The organism is Pseudomonas huaxiensis (assembly GCF_003231275.1).
Lineage (GTDB): Bacteria > Pseudomonadota > Gammaproteobacteria > Pseudomonadales > Pseudomonadaceae > Aquipseudomonas > Aquipseudomonas huaxiensis.
On sequence record NZ_QKVL01000204.1, the window covers coordinates 1 to 325 of the forward strand.

The 325-nt window shown below is 57.5% G+C and carries 1 protein-coding gene; it reads left to right on the forward strand.

Features of this window, described 5'->3' with window-relative positions; translation table 11 throughout:
* Positions 1 to 325: immunoglobulin-like domain-containing protein (locus DM374_RS32895; protein ID WP_157969836.1), on the forward strand; the 325-nt coding region annotated here is incomplete at both ends.

The window sequence follows — 325 nt, forward strand, 5'->3', positions numbered from 1 at the left end:
AATGAAGATCACCTTGAGCAATGGTGAAACCATCACCATTGCCAAGGATGCGACTGAAGGTTCTGTCACCTTCGCCGCACCGAAAGACACTGTTTATGTGGATGCCGGCAGCGTCAGCGTGACCATCACTGGCACCACTGGCGGCGATTTCGAGCACCTCGAGGTCAGCCCGACTGCCGCAGTCACCGCTGTAACGGATTCGATTGATACCTCGACCGTCACGCTGACGGCGACTGCCAGCGCTGTTGAAGGCGGCGTCGTTACTTACACCGCTTCGGTTACCGCACCAGTGACTGGTGCTCCGCTGGTCATCACCTTGGCCAAT